General features: G+C 69.1%; 15 protein-coding genes. 5 read left to right on the top strand and 10 right to left on the bottom strand.

What is annotated here, in order from left to right; genetic code table 11:
* Positions 1-199 precede the first annotated feature (199 nt).
* Positions 200-1174 carry a dipeptidase gene (locus HOV91_RS00420; protein WP_174183375.1) on the bottom strand — a complete coding sequence of 325 codons (975 nt, stop codon included), beginning with the start codon at positions 1172-1174 and terminating at the stop codon, positions 200-202.
* A gap of 254 nt (positions 1175-1428) precedes the next feature.
* On the opposite strand from HOV91_RS00420, the gene HOV91_RS00415 reads away from it, so the two are divergent.
* Together HOV91_RS00415 and HOV91_RS00410 are read left to right on the top strand one after the other, a co-directional pair.
* Complete coding sequence (locus tag HOV91_RS00415; RefSeq protein WP_312884407.1) at positions 1429-1938, top strand: AMIN-like domain-containing (lipo)protein; 510 nt, start codon at positions 1429-1431, stop codon at positions 1936-1938.
* A gap of 33 nt (positions 1939-1971) precedes the next feature.
* Positions 1972-4029, top strand: coding sequence for a prolyl oligopeptidase family serine peptidase (locus tag HOV91_RS00410; protein ID WP_174183373.1), 2058 nt, complete (start codon positions 1972-1974; stop codon positions 4027-4029).
* A gap of 25 nt (positions 4030-4054) precedes the next feature.
* Here the strand turns inward: HOV91_RS00410 and HOV91_RS00405 are convergent, their stop codons facing one another.
* The 4 genes from HOV91_RS00405 to HOV91_RS00390 all read right to left on the bottom strand — a co-directional run bounded on the left by HOV91_RS00405 (position 4055) and on the right by HOV91_RS00390 (position 7210).
* On the bottom strand, positions 4055-4912 hold the full coding sequence (locus HOV91_RS00405) for an alpha/beta hydrolase family protein (RefSeq protein ID WP_174183372.1): 858 nt from the start codon (positions 4910-4912) through the stop codon (positions 4055-4057).
* A 48-nt stretch (positions 4913-4960) separates the two neighbouring features.
* A complete protein-coding gene (locus tag HOV91_RS00400; protein WP_246349619.1) occupies positions 4961-5593 on the bottom strand; it encodes a TetR/AcrR family transcriptional regulator in 633 nt (210 codons plus the stop codon).
* Positions 5594-5918: 325 nt separating this feature from the next.
* Positions 5919-6725 carry an HAD-IIA family hydrolase gene (locus tag HOV91_RS00395; protein ID WP_174183371.1) on the bottom strand — a complete coding sequence of 269 codons (807 nt, stop codon included), beginning with the start codon at positions 6723-6725 and terminating at the stop codon, positions 5919-5921.
* 32 nt (positions 6726-6757) lie between these two features.
* On the bottom strand, positions 6758-7210 hold the full coding sequence (locus HOV91_RS00390) for a MarR family winged helix-turn-helix transcriptional regulator (RefSeq protein ID WP_246349617.1): 453 nt from the start codon (positions 7208-7210) through the stop codon (positions 6758-6760).
* 122 nt (positions 7211-7332) lie between these two features.
* On the opposite strand from HOV91_RS00390, the gene HOV91_RS00385 reads away from it, so the two are divergent.
* The gene (locus tag HOV91_RS00385) at positions 7333-8331 is read left to right on the top strand and encodes an SMP-30/gluconolactonase/LRE family protein (RefSeq protein WP_174183370.1); all 999 of its coding nucleotides are present in this window, start codon (positions 7333-7335) and stop codon (positions 8329-8331) included.
* A 76-nt stretch (positions 8332-8407) separates the two neighbouring features.
* On the opposite strand, the gene groL is transcribed toward HOV91_RS00385, so the two are convergent.
* Together groL and HOV91_RS00375 are read right to left on the bottom strand one after the other, a co-directional pair.
* Positions 8408-10033 (bottom strand): chaperonin GroEL, encoded by a 1626-nt coding sequence (gene groL, locus HOV91_RS00380; RefSeq protein WP_174183369.1) that lies wholly within the window; start codon positions 10031-10033, stop codon positions 8408-8410.
* A 212-nt stretch (positions 10034-10245) separates the two neighbouring features.
* A complete protein-coding gene (locus HOV91_RS00375) occupies positions 10246-10536 on the bottom strand; it encodes a hypothetical protein (RefSeq protein ID WP_174183368.1) in 291 nt (96 codons plus the stop codon).
* Positions 10537-10726: 190 nt separating this feature from the next.
* On the opposite strand from HOV91_RS00375, the gene HOV91_RS00370 reads away from it, so the two are divergent.
* Both HOV91_RS00370 and HOV91_RS00365 read left to right on the top strand, forming a co-directional pair.
* Positions 10727-12784: an NAD(+) synthase gene (locus tag HOV91_RS00370; protein WP_174183367.1), complete on the top strand. Its 2058-nt coding sequence runs from the start codon at positions 10727-10729 to the stop codon at positions 12782-12784.
* A 61-nt stretch (positions 12785-12845) separates the two neighbouring features.
* Complete coding sequence (locus HOV91_RS00365) at positions 12846-13520, top strand: suppressor of fused domain protein (RefSeq protein WP_174183366.1); 675 nt, start codon at positions 12846-12848, stop codon at positions 13518-13520.
* Here HOV91_RS00365 and HOV91_RS00360 read toward each other — a convergent pair whose 3' ends face one another.
* From HOV91_RS00360 to HOV91_RS00350, 3 genes are read right to left on the bottom strand one after another with little or no spacing between them, the layout of a single operon-like run.
* On the bottom strand, positions 13521-13739 hold the full coding sequence (locus HOV91_RS00360) for a hypothetical protein (RefSeq protein WP_174183365.1): 219 nt from the start codon (positions 13737-13739) through the stop codon (positions 13521-13523). It lies immediately after the preceding gene.
* Positions 13740-13746: 7 nt separating this feature from the next.
* Complete coding sequence (locus HOV91_RS00355) at positions 13747-14472, bottom strand: Clp protease N-terminal domain-containing protein (RefSeq protein ID WP_174183364.1); 726 nt, start codon at positions 14470-14472, stop codon at positions 13747-13749.
* 53 nt (positions 14473-14525) lie between these two features.
* Positions 14526-15614 carry an NAD(P)/FAD-dependent oxidoreductase gene (locus tag HOV91_RS00350; RefSeq protein WP_174183363.1) on the bottom strand — a complete coding sequence of 363 codons (1089 nt, stop codon included), beginning with the start codon at positions 15612-15614 and terminating at the stop codon, positions 14526-14528.
* Positions 15615-15651: the final 37 nt, after the last annotated feature.

Below are 15651 nucleotides of genomic sequence, written 5' to 3'. Positions count from 1 at the left end.
GTCGATGGGAACGACTGTCGGGCATCGCGGTCCCGGTCCAGGTGAAATCCTCGAATTCACCGCCGGTTTCGCGATCACCCTCACCGATGGGCCTTAAAGGATCCTTAACGATCGGTAAAGCGATCGGCCAAATAACTCTGGCGCACAGTATCTTTCCGGTCCGCGCACGGAGGCCGCCCGAACCTGCCTATCCCTCGCCTCACTCCCGCCACACCTGCGCGGCGACTCGCCGGAAGTTCTCCCCGAATACCGCCGCCCGGTCCGCGGGGGTGAACCCGCGCCGGGCCAGCGCCTCATCGAGGCCGGGCAGGTCGGCGGCGCCGAGCAGATCCTCCGGCGGAACCCACTGCAACGGCCCCCATTTGGTGTACGCCTCGGAAAATGCCTGCGGATTCTGCCGCATTTCGGCGTTCCAGTCCTCGCCGTCGAAGGAGTAGTCCGAGCCGATCCCGATGTGCTCGATCCCGACCAGCTCGGCGCCGTACTCGATGTGCCGCGCCATCGCCTCGATCCGCTCCGCGCGCTCGCCCGCGGCATTGCGGCCCAGGAAAATGCCGACGCCGTTGATCCCGATCACGCCGCCGGTCGCCGCGCAGGCCAGCGCCTGTTCGTCGGTGATGTTACGCGGATGCTCCCAGAGGGCGGCGAAGTTCGAGTGGCTGTAGATCATCGGAACGACGCTCAACTCGGCCAGCTCCAGCCCGGTGCGCCGGGAGCAGTGCGAGCCGTCGGCGAACATCCCGACTTCGTTGAGGACGTGGACGAGGTCGCGCCCGTACCCGGTCAGGCCGGTGTCCTCGGTGTCCAGGCACCCGCAGCCCGCGGCGTTGGCGTGGTTGTAGGAGGGCAGCAGCGAGCGCACACCGAGGTCGTAGAACCGTGCGACGTTGTCCAGGTCGCCACCGAGCGGCCCGGAATCCTCCAGGTCGAACGCGAGCGCGATGACGCCGGGCGCCGCGATGTCGCCGACGCCGCGGACCAGACGAAACCGGCCGTCCGCCGCCGCTTCCCGGCGGAAACGGTCCAGCAGCGCCAGGGAGTCCGCGGTCGACTGACGGGAATAGCCGACGTTCACCGACAGGTACGATCCGGCCGGGTAGCGCGCGAGGTCGCCGATGCGCGCGGCGGGCGACAGCGGCAGGCAGCAGTGCTGTTCCCAGAGAAACGGTGGCAACCTGGGACCTCCTGGTCGGATCGATACCGGATCAGCGATCCTACTGTGCGGGCCGGACGGGCGTCGCCACGCAGCAAACCCCGAGCCGCCGCGGTCCCGCACACTGCCCGAGTTGTTCGGCTCAGCAACGGTTTTCAGCGTTCCGGCCCACGTAACGGAGCATTCCCGGCGTCCGATGCACGTTATACATCAATCCCCTGTGCCCCGAAGGCGGTGCGACCATGCGTCGCTTGCTTCTCCTGCTCTCTACCCTCGTGACATTCGCCGGTCTCTGGATCGCGCCCGCTCCCGCGTCCGCCGCCCCGGAGTGCGTCTCCGGGTGGGGTTCGATCCCCAAGGTGAGCCGAGCGCAAACGCTCGCCCCGCTGACCGGCGTGCGCGCCGGACGGCACGAATGCTTCGACCGCCTGGTCTTCGACGTCGCCGGGCCCGCGCCGGGCTACCACGTCGGCTACGTCGAGCGAGTGGTCATGGACGGCTCCGGGGCGCCCGTCCCGCTGCGCGGCGAGGCGTTCCTGAGCATCACCGTCAACGCGCCCAGCTACGACGACGAGTTCACCCCCACCTACGACCCCGCGAACCGGGCCGAACTCGCCGACGTGCGGGACTACCGCACCTTCCGTCAGGTGGCCTGGGCCGGTTCCTTCGAAGGCCAGACCACGGTGGGTCTGGGCACGCGCGCCCGGTTGCCGGTCAAGGTGCACACCCTCGACGGACCGGGCCGCGGATCGCGCGTGGTTGTCGACGTGGCACACACCTGGTAACCCCGCCGCGCGCGGCTCGGCGACAATGTGGGGATGAGCGGCGTTGAGCGGAATGTGACCGACCCCTACCTGTGGCTCGAGGAAGTGACCGACGAGCGCGCCCTGGACTGGGCCCGCGCGCACAATGCCGTCGTGCGCGCCCGGTTCACCGACTCCGATCGCTTCCGTGCGCTGGAGCGGCGCATCCTCGACATGCTCGACACCGACACGAAGATCGCCTATCCGGCGCGGCGCGGCCGGTGGCTCTACAACTTCTGGCGCGACGCCGCGCACCCGCGCGGCCTCTGGCGGCGCACCACGTTCGCCGAGTACGCCGAGGACACGCCGGACTGGGACGTGCTGATCGACCTGGACGCGGTGGCCGCCGCCGAGGAGGAGAACTGGGTGTGGGGCGGGGCCGCGGTGCTGCGCCCGGAACAGTCCCGCGCGCTGATCAGCCTGTCGCGCGGCGGTGCGGACGCGAAGGTGGTCCGCGAGTTCGACCTCGAGCGCAGAGAGTTCCTCGACCCCGCCGACGGCGGGTACTTCCTGCCCGAGGCGAAGTCGGAGATCCGCTGGATCGACATCGACTCGGTGTACGTGGGCACCGACTTCGGTCCGGGCTCGCTGACCGACTCCGGGTATCCGCGAATCGCGAAACTGTGGCACCGCGGCACCCCCTTGGCCGAGGCGAAGACCGTCTTCGAGGGCGAGCCCGGCGACGTCGCGGTCTCGGCGGGCTACGACCGCACGCCGGGGTACGAACGGCACTATGTCGGCCGCGCCACCGACTTCTTCAACGAAGAGGTCTACCTGCTGGCCGACGACGGCACGCTGCGCCATCTCGACATCCCCAGCGACGCCAGCGAATCCTGGTACAAGGACTGGCTGCTGGTGCGGCTGAAGTCGCCGTGGGAGGTCGGCGGCGCGAGCTTTCCCGCGGGTGCGCTGCTGGCCGCCGACTTCGAGAAATTCCTGGCAGGCGCACGGGATTTCGAGGTTCTCTTCACTCCGGACGCGCACACCTCGCTGCACGGCTACGGCTGGACCGAGAACCACCTGCTGCTGGTCACCCTCGAGGACGTGCAGACCAAGCTCCACGTGCTGACCCCCGGCGCGGACGGCTGGCGGCGCGAGCCACTGGCCGACACCCCGCCGATGGCGACCACCAGCGTGCTCAATCTCGACCCGCTGGAGGGCGGCGACGAGTTCATGCTCAACACCAGCGGTTTCACCACCCCGTCCACGCTGCTGGCCAGCGCGGTCGGCGGACGCACCGAGCGGCTCAAACAGGAACCCGGCTTCTTCGACGCCGACGGGATCGAGACCGAGCAGTTCTTCGCCCGGTCCGATGACGGCACGCCGGTGCCGTACTTCGTGATCCGCCATCGCGACCGCAGGGACGGTCCAGGGCCGACGGTGATGTCCGGCTACGGCGGCTTCGAAGTGTCGCGCACCCCCGCCTACAGCGGAGCCTCGGGCATGGGCTGGCTGGAGCGCGGCGGAACCTGGGTGATGACGAACATCCGCGGCGGCGGCGAGTACGGCCCGCAGTGGCACACCTCGGTCCAGAAGGCCAACCGGCACAAGGTGTACGAGGACTTCTCCTCGATCGCCAAGGATCTCGTCGTGCGCGGTATCACCACCGCCGACCAGCTCGGCGCGGTCGGGGGCAGCAACGGCGGGCTGCTGATGGGCGTGATGCTGACCCGCTACCCGGAACTGTTCGGTGCGCTCGTCTGCCAGGTGCCGCTGCTGGACATGAAGCGCTACCACCTGCTGCTGGCAGGCGCGTCGTGGATGGCCGAGTACGGCGACCCCGACAAGCCGGAGGAGTGGGAGTACATCAGCGCGTACTCCCCCTACCAGAACGCTCGCGCCGACCGCGCCTACCCGCCGATCCTGCTCACCACCTCGACCAGGGACGACCGGGTGCATCCCGGCCACGCCCGCAAGATGGCGGCACTGCTGGAAGAACAGGGCCACGAGTTCTGGTACCACGAGAACATCGAAGGCGGCCACGGCGGCGCGGCGGACAACAAGCAGTCGGCGTTCCAGGCGGCGCTGATCTACGAGTTCTTCACCCAGATGCTGATCGAGCGGCGCGCCTGACCGGTGGGCGCACCGCCGGTACGGCCTAACGGTCGCGCAACCACTTCTCGATCTGGTCGACCGTGCTGCCGTACTGCCGGATCCAGCCGTTGTGGCCCAGCGGTTCCGGTTGGCGCCAGCGCGTCACCTCGGCGTTGGGCAGTTTCTCCAGCAGGTGCTCGGCGGAGCTGGGCGGGGTGAGGTCGTCGCCGGTCATCGTGATGGACAGCACCGGAAGCCGCAGCCGCGCGATGCGCTCCTCGTAGTCGATGTCCGCGCCGACCGGCACGAACCGGCCGGTGCGCGCCAGCCGGGCCCAGTCCGAGATCAGCACCTTGGATTGGCGGCCGAAACCCATCGTGACCCGGTCGCCGGGCCAGAAGCCCGCCAGGTTGGCGGTCAGCGACATCGCGGCGGTGCCCACCAGCATGCCCGGCCCCGAAAGTCCCGGATAGCCACGGTAATACGGGGTTCCGGACGCGATCAGGATCAGCCCGCCCAGCCTGCCCCGGATGCGGGCGGCGTACATGACCCCGAGCTGTCCGCCCATGCTGTGCCCGAGCAGGTACGGCGTGCTGTCCGGGAACTGCTCGCGGACCACCTCGAAGATCGCCGGGAAATCCACCGAGACCAGCTCGTGGTAGCCGAAAGTACTGGCGGCGCTCGGCTTCGGCCTGCTGTCGCCGTTGCCGCGCATCTCGCCGATGGCCACGTCGAACCCGCGCGCCGCCAGGGCCGAGGCGAACAGTTCGTAGTAGCCGGCAGGCACGCCGAGCCCGGGGACGATCACCAGCACCGGACGCGGTGCGTCCGGGGTGACCGCATGCCGGTGCGCGCCCTCGGCGGGGACCAAACGTACCGGAACCGTGGTGCCGTCCGGCATCTGGATCGGAACTGTCTGCATCCCCGCACGCTACCGCGCACCCGGCCCCCGGGCCCGCAGGCCGGAACGCTATGCGCGAACCGCGCCGATGATCACCCTGCTCAGCACTCGGATCACGTCGTCGAGCGGCGGGCGCGGGTCCGCGCCGCTCCACGAGTCCACCACGTAGTTGACCGCGCCGATGATGGCGAGCATCCGCATCTCGTAGTCGCCGGTGGGGATCTCGCCGTGCAACGCCGCGTCCTCGGCGGCGCCGGCCAGCAGCGAACCCCATTCCCGGCGCACCGCGAGGCGGAACTTCTCCACCTTCGGGCCCGCGCCGACCACTTCGACCAGGGCGACGCGCGCTTTGCGTGGATCGGATCCGATGGATTCGACGTAGGCGCGCACGGCGGCGTCGATGACGTCCAGCGACTTGGCGCCGGACTGAGCGTCCAGCGCCTGCTTCACGGCGTCCCGCGACTCCCGGTCGATCTGCTCGTAGAGCTCTAGGAGTAGGGACTCGCGACCGGTGAATTCCTCGTAGAACTGCCGCGAGGACAGTCCGGCGTCCTTGCAGATGGCGCCGACCGAACTATTGGCGTAGCCGTCTCGTGCGAAGACCGTCAGGCCTGACTCCAGAAAACGCGCACGCCGCTGACGCTGCCGGTCCTCGACGGGTTGCCCGGCATACATTCGACCCGTATTCGCATCCTGTGACATCGGGGCAGACAATACAGAAGGGCCCGAACGCATCGTCATGGATCGGGCCCTTCGTTACAACCCTCGGCCGAACACGAGTTAGCCGAAAGTTGGCTGAGCAGTTGCTACCTCATTGATCGGTCGCCGAGCCGAGGCCCGGCGACCATAGTAGTTTGCGCACAAGCACGCCCATCAGCGAATGGAGCATCCGACTACTCCGATCTGTCCGTAGAACATTCCTTGTCACTGGCTATTTGCCGGAACAGACGATACCTAGCAGCGTCACGATTGCGGGCAATTTTAGAGGGAATCTGTAGAATTTTTTGTTTCCATTCCGATTAGTCGGTTACGGCAGATTCGCCCGCTCTGCCGGATCGGTCAGGAATTCCGGCAGAGCGGCCACCGAATCGATCACATGATCCGGCGCCCGGTCGGCCGAGGCGAGAACCGCGGGCCGGAATTTGCCGGTGCGCACCAGAACCCCGGTCAACCCGGCGTCCTGCGCCGCGAGCACATCCGAGTACAGGTCGTCGCCGATCATCATGACCTGCGCCGGCTCCAGCCGCATCAGCGCCGCGGCGGTCCGGAAACCGGACGCCGCAGGCTTGCCGACCACCTCGATGCGCGCATTGCCCGCCGCCTCCAGGCCGGGCAGGTACACGCCCGCGTCGATCCGAAGCCCCTCGGCCGTCGCCCAGGTCAGTCCGCTGTGCATGGCGACCACCGGCACACCGTCCAGCATCAGTGCCACCACGCGGCTCAGCGCCGAATGGGTGAATTCCGGTCCCGCGCCACCGATCACGACCACGCCAGGATGATCGGCGTCGAGCGTCAAACCGGTGAGGTCCGCCTCGATGTCACCGTGATTGAGCACCCAGACGGCGGCGTCCGGGTAGCGACCGCGCACGAACTCGGCGGTGAGTCGTGCGGCGGTGACGATCTCGGCGGGGTCCACTTCGATGCCTGCGTCGCACAGGCGTTGCGCGATCTCGGCACAGGTGCGCGAAGTGGTGTTGGTCAGGAAGGCCCGGCGCAGTCCGCGCTCGCCGATCCGGCGCACCGCGGCGGCGGCGCCCGGAATCTCCTGCCAAGAGGTCACCAGGACGCCGTCGATGTCGTAGAGCACGCCTCGGATCCGACCGCGGTCAGGCATGGGTTCAGCGTACGGCCGAGGCGCGGACCCGGCTAAGCGGCCGGATCGGGACGGATCGAGTCCAGCCGGTCGGCACACCGAGTGAGCAACTCCCGCAACGTGGCTCGCTCGGCGGCGGTGAACTCTTCGGCCAAGGCGCGTTCGACGCGGATCGCGCGCACGTCCGCGTCGCGCATGAGCGCCGCGCCCTTGTCGGTCAGCGTGGTCTCCAAGACGTTCTTGTGCCATGGATGCGGTGTGCGCTCGATGAGGCCGCGGTCCTGCAGATTGCCCAGCACGGTGTTCATCGACGGCGGGGTGACACCGCAGAGCCGCGCCAACGCGGCGGCCGAGATCCCGGGGTTCTCGGCCAGGAACAGCAGCGCGGCGTACTGCGGGACGGTGACGCCCGCCGGCTTCAACGCGGCGTTCTTGGCCACGGCGAGGGACTGCTCGGCACGTTTGAGATACGAGCCGATCCGTTCGGCGGCGGGCATCGACGTCATATGCGCATGGTATCCGCCCGTCATCTTGTTCGAGCCTTGATTGTTATAAGAGTTCTAATATAACTTCTTACACACAGCTCCATGTGAATACATTTGATTGCATAACCCCGAAGAGGTGTCCGATGTCCCCCACCCTGTCCCGCCGCCTGCTGTCGAGCCTGGCCGCCGGAAGCGCCTGCCTCACACTCGTAGCCTGTGGCACGAGCCACCCGCCGGGCGCCGCTGTCCACACCGTCTACGAACTGCCGGGCGACCGCGTCTACCCCGAGGGCATCGCGGTGGACGCGCGCACCGGAGACAGCTACGTCGGCTCCTACGCCACCGGGGCGGTCTACCGTGCGACCCCGGACGCCCAGCGAGCCGAGGTCTTCCTGCCCGAAGGCGCCAACAACCACAAGACCGCCAACGGCTTGAAGGTCGACGCGGCCGGTCGGCTCTGGGTCACCGACTCGACCACCGGGGTCGCGGTATACGACATCGCGACGCGCGCCCTGCTCGCCGACTTCACGGTGCCCGGCGCCGAACCCCGCTTCGTGAACGATCTCGCCATCACGCCGGACGGCACCGCCTACCTCACCGACAGCACGCGAGCGGTCGTCTATCGCGTCACCCCGGACCAACTGGCCGCCGCGCGGGCACAAGGCGGGCACGGCGAGCTGACCCCGCGATTCGACCTGCGCTCCGCGCTACCGCCGATCGGGCCGGGCGAGTTCAGCCTCAACGGCATCGTCGCCGATCCCGCGGGCCGCTATCTGCTCACGGTCGACATGCCGCGCGGCGACCTGTACCGCATCGCCTTGACCGAAGACGCGAACCCGGTCGGCAAAGTCACCCTGCGCGGCGGCGATCTGCGGCAGGGCGACGGACTCGAACTGCGCGACGGCACCCTCTGGGCCGCGCACAACACCACCAACACGATCAGCCGCTGGACCCTCTCCGACGAGGGCGCCACCGCGACGCTCGCCCAGCAGCGCACCGACGAAAAGCTCGCCATCCCCACCACCCTGGCCCGCGCCGGTGACCGCACCCTGATCGTCTCCTCCCAATTCGACAAGGGCGGTCCGATGGGGCCGGGCACCCCGAACACGCCGTTCGCCGTCGTCACCCTCGACGGAATCTGACGCCGAAACGCCGGAAGCCGGCCCACCTCGCGGTGGACCGGCTTCCGGTTCGAACTGTGCTGCCTGGTGGCCGGACTCAGAAGTCCATGCCGCCCATGCCACCGGTCGGGTCGCCTGCGGGAGCGGCGGCCTTCTCCGGCTTGTCGGCGACAACGGCCTCCGTGGTCAGGAACAGGGCCGCGATCGAGGCCGCGTTCTGCAGCGCCGAACGGGTGACCTTGACCGGGTCGGCGACGCCGGCGGCCAGCAGGTCCTCGTACTCGCCCGAGTCGGCGTTCAGGCCGTGACCCGCGGGCAGGTTCGACACCTTCTCGGCGACCACGCCGGGCTCGAGGCCCGCGTTGAACGCGATCTGCTTCAGCGGAGCCGACAGCGCCACCTTCACGATGTTCGCGCCGGTGGCCTCGTCACCGGAGAGCTTCAGCTCGTCCAGCGCCGGAGCCGACTGCAGCAGGGCCACGCCACCACCGGCGACGATGCCCTCCTCGACGGCCGCCTTCGCGTTGCGAACGGCGTCCTCGATGCGGTGCTTGCGCTCCTTGAGCTCCACCTCGGTGGCCGCGCCCGCCTTGATCACCGCGACGCCGCCGGCCAGCTTGGCCAGCCGCTCCTGCAGCTTCTCCCGGTCGTAGTCCGAGTCGGAGTTCTCGATCTCGCCGCGGATCTGCTGCACCCGGCCCTTGATGGCCTCCGGGTCGCCCGCGCCCTCGACGATGGTGGTCTCGTCCTTGGTGACGACGACCTTGCGCGCCTGGCCGAGCAGCTCGAGGCCCGCGTTCTCCAGCGACAGGCCAACCTCTTCGGTGATGACCTCGCCACCGGTCAGGATGCCGATGTCGGCCAGCTGCGCCTTACGACGATCGCCGAAGCCGGGGGCCTTGACCGCGACCGACTTGAAGGTGCCGCGGATCTTGTTCACGACCAGGGTCGACAGGGCCTCGCCCTCGACGTCCTCGGCGATGATCAGCAGCGGCTTGCCGGCCTGGATGACCTTCTCCAGCAGCGGCAGCAGGTCCTTGACGGTGGAGACCTTCGAGCCGACCAGCAGGATGTACGGGTCCTCGAGGACCGCTTCCTGACGCTCCGGGTCGGTGACGAAGTAGCCGGAGATGTACCCCTTGTCGAAGCGCATACCCTCGGTCAGCTCCAGCTGGAGGCCGAAGGTGTTGCTCTCCTCGACGGTGATGACGCCTTCCTTGCCGACCTTGTCCATGGCCTCGGCGATCAGCTCACCGATGGACGCGTCGCCTGCCGAGATACCGGCGGTGGCGGCGATCTGCTCCTTGGTCTCGACCTCCTTGGCGGTGTCGAGCAGCTTGGCGGTGACGGCCTCGACGGCCTTCTCGATGCCACGCTTCAGGCCGAGCGGGTTCGCGCCGGCCGCGACGTTGCGCAGGCCCTCGCGCACCAGCGCCTGGGCGAGCACGGTCGCGGTGGTGGTGCCGTCGCCCGCGACGTCGTCGGTCTTCTTGGCGACTTCCTTGACCAGCTCGGCGCCGATCTTCTCGTACGGGTCCTCCAGCTCGATCTCCTTGGCGATGGACACACCATCGTTGGTGATCGTGGGGGCGCCCCACTTCTTTTCCAGGACAACGTTGCGACCCTTGGGGCCCAGCGTCACCTTGACCGCGTCGGCGAGGCTGTTGAGGCCCCGCTCGAGGCCGCGGCGGGCCTCTTCGTCATACGCAATTGTCTTGGCCATGGCGTTGTTGAGATCCTCCATGTGTATGGCTGACACACAGGACGACCGCCGGTTGGGTCGCCCCAGTTACGCTGGCCAGGTTCGGTGCCCGCGACGGACGACCGAGGGTGTCTACGGAACCCGGCCTCACCGTCCCGACCTGGCACTCACAGGTCGAGAGTGCCAAGAGCATTTTTAGCACTCAGGGGTGGCGAGTGCAAGGTCCGCCCACCCTAGTGGCGGTCGTCGAAACGAAACAGCAGCGCGATGATGGCGTCCTCGCGGCGTTTCTCCTGTGTGCGCGGCTCGCCGTCCTCGGTGACGAGTTCGGCGTCGCGCAGCAGCAGCTCCGCCTCCACCCGCATGATGGCGCGAATGAACGGCGGGGCGACCTCGGGCGGCAAGTTGCCGTTCACCACGGTGCCACCGTCCGGCTGGGACTCGGTGGAAACATACGAAAGCGCGCGCAGCAGATCCGCGCGCCGTTCCCCCGCTATTAGGTCGGAATCGATGTCATCCGCCATTGCTATAGCTTAGCCGCCAGCGGTTCCCATCTTCGGGCCGACGATTCGCCGCACCCGGCTCGAGCGACGAAACCGCAGGTGATCGGGCTCCCGCACCGGCGTCCGCGGACTCGACAGCGCGCCGCCGCGCCCCTCGGGGCGTAGATTCCGACTGGACCATGATCGATCCCAGCCCGGAAGGGGACGCAGGGTGGCCGACCTGCCGTTCGATTCGCTGTACCGGCACGGCTTCGCCCGGGTGGCGGTCGCGGTGCCCCGGCTGCGGGTGGCCGACCCCGCCTACAACGTGGAGCAGACCGTGGAACTGGCCGCGCAGGCCGCGGCGGACGGCGCGGTGCTGACGGTGTTCCCCGAGCTGGGCTTGTCCTCGTACACCGCCGACGACCTGTTCCACCAGGACGCGCTGGACGCCGCGGTCGACGCGGCGATCGAGCGCGTGGTGGCGGCGAGCACGGACATCGACACGGTGCTCGTGGTGGGCGCCCCGGTACGGGCGCAGGGCCGGTTGTTCAACTGCGCGATCGCCGTCTGCCGCGGCCTCGTGCTCGGCGTGGCGCCGAAGAGCTACCTGCCGAACTATCGCGAGTTCTACGAGAAGCGCCAGTTCGCGGCGGCGCGGGAGGTGCTGGAGGATCACGTCACGGTGGCCGGGCACCGCGCGCCGTTCGGGTCCGATCTGCTGTTCCGCGCGAACAATCTGGACGATTTCGTCTTCCACCTGGAGATTTGCGAGGACGGGTGGGTACCGCTGCCGCCCAGCGGGTTCGCCGCGCTGGCCGGGGCGACCGTGCTGGTCAACCTGTCCGCGAGCAACATCGTGATCGGGAAGGCCGACTACCGGCGGTCGCTGTGCACCTCCCATTCGGCGCGCTATCTCGCCGCGTATCTGTACTCCGCGGCGGGGCACGGCGAGTCCACCACCGACCTCGCCTGGGACGGGCAAGCGCTGATCTGCGAGAACGGTGACCTGCTCGCGGAGGGCGAGCGGTTCTGCGATCATCCCCAACTGGTCACCGCCGACCTGGACCTGCGCCGCCTCGCCGCCGATCGCCTGCGCACCACCGGCTTCGCCGACAATGTGCACGACCACCGGGAACGCCTGGTCACGATGCGGCGCATCGACGTGCGGCTGCCCATCCCCGAGGCCACGATCGGGCTGCGCCGCGAGATCGAGCGCTTCCCCTACGTTCCCGCCGACCCGGCTGTGCGCAACGAGCGCTGCGCCGAGGTGCACCACATCCAGGTCGAGGGCCTGAGCACGCGTTTGCGCGCCACCGGGCTCGAGCGCGTGGTGCTCGGGGTGTCCGGCGGGCTCGACTCCACCCAGGCGCTGATCGTGGCGGCCAAGGCGATGGATCGGCTCGGCCTGCCGCGGTCGAACGTGCTGGCCTACACCATGCCCGGCTTCGCGACCAGCACCAGGACCAGAACCGACGCCCACCGCCTGATGGCCGCCCTCGGCGTCACGGCGCACGAGATCGACATCCGCCCCTCGGCCACCCAGATGCTGCGCGACCTCGGCCATCCGGCCGCCGACGGCGCGCCGGTGTACGACATCACCTACGAGAACGTGCAGGCGGGCGAGCGCACCTCGCATCTGTTCCGGCTGGCCAACCTGCACGGCGCGCTGGTGGTCGGCACCGGCGACCTCAGCGAACTCGCGCTGGGCTGGTGCACGTTCGGCGTCGGCGACCACATGGCGCACTACGGCGTCAACGCCTCGGTGCCCAAGACGCTGATCAAGTACTTGATCGCCTGGGCGGTGGACACCGAGCAGTTCGGCCCCGAAGCGGGTGCGGTGCTGTCGTCGATCCTGCGCACCGAGATCTCCCCGGAACTCGTTCCCCACGCCGATTCCGCCGCGCCGGGGCAGAGTTCGGAGGCCACCGTCGGCCCGTACGAGTTGCAGGACTTCCACCTCTACTACGTGCTGCGCTTCGGCTACCTGCCCAGCCGCGTCGCCTACCTGGCCAGGCACGCGTGGTCGGATCCCGCGACCGGCCGCTGGCCCGACCTCGTCCCCGCCGACCAGCGCAACGCCTACGACCTCGCGACGATCAAGCACTGGCTCGGTGAGTTCCTGCTGCGCTTCGTGCAGACCAGTCAGTTCAAGCGTTCGACGCTGCCGAACGCGCCGAAGGTCGGCTCCGGCGGTTCGCTCTCCCCGCGCGGCGATTGGCGTGCGCCCAGCGACGCTTCGGCGGCGGCCTGGCTGGCGGAACTCGCCCGCAACGTGCCCGATGCCTGAGCCGTCCTGACCGGGCGACGCCCTCGCGTACGTCCGGATGCGCCGTGCCTATGGTGACTGGGTGAGTGAGAAACCCGGCTGGGATGCCATCGATACGGCATTGCGGCCGCTGTACGGCGATATCGAGCCCTTCCACTGGGCGTCCGACCACCCGTGGTCCCTCGGCGGCGCGGACCCGCTCGACGGGATCAGCGCCTACCCCCGCACCGACCCGGTGCCGCACTGGCACTACGTCAGCTACGGGATGACCGAGCTGTACGAGAAGGAATGGGACAACCCGGCGGAGTCCGGCTGGGGCTTCGAATTCACCTTCCGGTTGGCGCGCGAGCCCGGCGACACCGAACCGCCCGTGTGGCCGGCGAACTTCGTGCAGAACCTCGCCCGTTACGTCTTCCAGTCCGGCAAGTGGTTCGAACCGGGGCACACCATCAAAGCCAACGGGCCGATCGCGGCGGGCCACGCGGACTGCACCAATCATGCCGTCTGCTTCACGACCGACCCGGAGTTGGGCGCCATCGACAGCCCGCACGGCCGCGTGGTGTTCCTGCAGGCCGTCGGGCTGACCATGCCGGAGTACCGGGCAGCCCAGGGCGGACGCGGCCTCGCGCTGCTCGCCGAGCTGAAACCGCGACTACCCCTGTACATCACCGACATCCATCGCGCGCCTTTGGTCGCCGAGCCGAAGCCGGAGGCCCGGTGGCCGCGGTGGGGCGGCGGCCTGGCCGGGCGGGCGTGATCAGGCTGCCTGCACCACCTTTCGTCCGGACGCAGCGGCGCGGCGTGGTCCGGGGATCCCGGCTCCCCGGGTGCGCAAAGCCCGGCGCCGCCGTGCCCGTGCGGCCCGTGCACCGCGCAACCCGTTGACCACATTGCGAATACGGTGCATCCGGGACAGGCCGATCACCAGCAAGGCCACCGCCAGAGCGATTCCCGCGCGGAACTTTCCGCCGTTCATCGCGGAATCAGGGTTTCTCCGGCGTGATGGACGCGAGCAGCTCGACCAGATGCGTTTCGGCATTCGCCTTGTCGACACCCAGATCGCTGAGCAGGCCCGCGCCGTTCTCCTGCTCCAGCAGCGCGAGCAGGATGTGCTCCGTGCCGACGTAGTTGTGCCCCAGCCGCAGCGCCTCGCGGAAGGTCAGCTCGAGGACTTTCTTGGCCTCCGCGCCGAACGGGATCAGCGCGGGGATGTCCTCTTCGCTCGGCGGCAGGGACGCGGAGGCGGCGGCGGCGAGCACGTCTACGGCGACGCCCTGATCGAGCAGTTCGCGCACCGCGAGCCCCTCCGGTTGGGAGAGCAGGCCCAGCACCAGGTGTCCCAGGGCGATCTCCCGATTGCCCGTCGTCCGCGCGGCCTCCTGCGCCGCCACCACGACCGCCCGCGCGCGGGGGGTGAAACGAGCGAACCCCGTATTCGGGTCCATGGCCGCCGCTGCGGCCGGATCGGGCACTTTGGGCACGAATCGCTTCTGCGCGGCCTGCTTGGTGACGCCCATGCTGGCCCCGATGTCGGTCCACGAGGCGCCCGAGCGCCGAGCCTGGTCGACGAAGTGGCCGATCAGGTGGTCGGCCACTTCGCCGAGGTGATCCCCCACGACCACGGCGTCGGACAGCTGCTCGAGCACGTTGTCGGGACGGGCTTTCTTGATGCCGTCGATCAGGTCGTCGAGGCGGAATTGTGAAGTCATGCGTCAACGATAGGTTGACGATGCGCGATCGTCAACTGTTGGTTGACGATACTTCAGGGGCGCGCCGACCAGGCCGCGCTCCGCACGATGCGCTCCTTCACCCACGCCGCCGTCCGCCCGGTCAGCACCATCCGGGCGGGTGCGTCGTCGGCCTGCACGGCTTGGACCACCCCGTCCCGGCGACCCAGGCTGAGGCACTGGAGCACATACCGGAATCGGAACTCTTCCGGCTCACGGCCACGCATCCGGGCGACCACGGCATCGGCCGCGTGCTTGCCGGTGGGCAGCGCCGTGGCGCACGCCATGCGCAGATCACGACCGCCCGGCCCGGCCACGACGGCCGCGTCCCCCGCGGCGTAGATGTCCGGATGCGACACCGAACGCAGGGTGGCGTCGGTCAGCACCCGGCCGTCGGGATCCACCGCCAGGCCGGACCGGGCGGCGAGGTCGGGCACGCGGAAACCGGTGGTCCACACCGTCATCGCGGACTCGACCAGCGACCCGTCGGCCAAGCGCGGGCCCTCGGGCGAAACCTCGATCACCTTGGCGCCGGAGCGGATCTCCACCCCGAGACGCTCCAGCGTCCGCCGGATGTGCGCCTGCGCCCGCGCCGACAGCCAGGCGCCCGGCTCATCCGACCCGAGCAGCAGCACCCGAGTGCCCGGATGCGATTCGGCCAGTTCCGCCGCCAGTTCGATGCCGGTCGCCCCTGGCCCGACGACCGCCACCGGTCCGTCCGGCGTGGGCAGCGCGTTCACGTCCTCCAGCGTCGCCACCGAGTAGGCGTGTTCGGCGACGCCGGGGACGCTCTCGACATCGGCGATGCTGCCGAGGGCGTAGATCAGGCTGTCGTACTCGAGAGCTGGGGCCGCGTCCAGCACCACGCGCTTTCCGGCCGTATCGATGTCCGTCGCCCTGGCGTTCACGAAGTCGATGTGCTTGCCCTCCAGCGCTTCCCGCAGATCCCAGGTGGGAATGCGCTGCCCGGACGCCTGCTGGTGCAGCCGCACCCGCTCGACGAACGACGTATGGGCGTCCACCACGGTGATCCGCGCGTCCCGCGCCGTGCGAGCGAGCCTGCGGGCGGCCGCAAGCCCCGCGTACCCCGCGCCGAGAACGACGATTCGATGCTGTCCGGTCATGATGTGGCTCCTTTCGATCGGCCATCACCCTTCAGAC

This window comes from Nocardia barduliensis, assembly GCF_013315795.1.
GTDB classification, from domain to species: domain Bacteria; phylum Actinomycetota; class Actinomycetes; order Mycobacteriales; family Mycobacteriaceae; genus Nocardia; species Nocardia barduliensis.
The sequence above is the reverse complement of the archived record's forward strand: the minus strand, read 5'-3'. Positions and strand labels throughout refer to the sequence as shown.